Raw genomic sequence first — 907 nt, forward strand, 5'->3', positions numbered from 1 at the left:
GCGCCACTTCGATGCCGTGTTCGACGGGTTGCAGCGCCAGGCAGAGCGTACCGGCGAGAACCTGTCGCTGCTGCTGATCGATGCAGATCAGTTCAAGCGCTACAATGACACCTACGGCCATCTTGCCGGCGACGAGGTGCTGCGGACCATCGCGCGCTGTCTCAAGCGGCAGGTGAGCGGACCTGACGAGGTGGCTTGCCGGATCGGCGGCGAGGAGTTCGGTGTCCTGTTGCTGGGGCCGGCCGGTCGCGAGGTGGCGTTCCGGGCCGAACACATCCGCCAAGCGGTTGCCCGCACTCAGATCCCGCACAGCGGTCAGGAAGGCGGGTTCATAACCGTGAGCATCGGCGTGGCCTGCCTCACGCTGGGTTCGGGCGTGACGCAGACGGAGTGTTTCGCGGCGGCAGATGCCGCGCTTTACGAGGCCAAGCGACGGGGCCGCAATCGCGTGATAGCGCAGCTCGGTCAGAGTGGCGGCATTACCGACAGATCATGCTCGGCGCGGAGCGACAGTCGGCTGAGGTCGAAGCCAAAAGCCCAACGTTAGGGCTTCGTATCGATTAAAGAAGGTTTCGAACGCGAATACATGCGGTTCACCGTTGCAATCTCGCAAAGCAACTTCAGCCTGACCGAGGCTTCCTCCAGTTTGAGCACCACAATAGCCAACGATAACCTGAAATAAGTCCAACTCAGTCAAGTTAGCGAAGCGCTCGCGGAATGGCGGAGACTCGATGCAGTAGCGGCATGGGCGAGCTGGATCGAAGGCTACTTTTCGCTTGGTGCGGTGAGGGTGACCTGGCACCAGCGCGACCATAGGCCGACCGCCATGACCCTGCTCGGCTAAGCGCAAAGGGGTCGAGGTCATATTGTTGCCGACCTCTTTGCTCAGCGTCCGACCGAGTTCAAG

At 61.6% G+C, this 907-nt stretch carries 1 protein-coding gene; it reads left to right on the plus strand.

Annotation, left to right across the window (positions count from 1 at the left end):
* The coding region (locus VQ02_RS33480) for a GGDEF domain-containing protein (protein ID WP_157080918.1) at positions 1 to 547 on the plus strand (547 nt) is incomplete at its 5' end.
* Between the last annotated feature and the right edge of the window lie 360 nt (positions 548 to 907).

The organism is Methylobacterium variabile, assembly GCF_001043975.1.
In the GTDB taxonomy this organism is placed as follows: Bacteria; Pseudomonadota; Alphaproteobacteria; order Rhizobiales; family Beijerinckiaceae; genus Methylobacterium; species Methylobacterium variabile.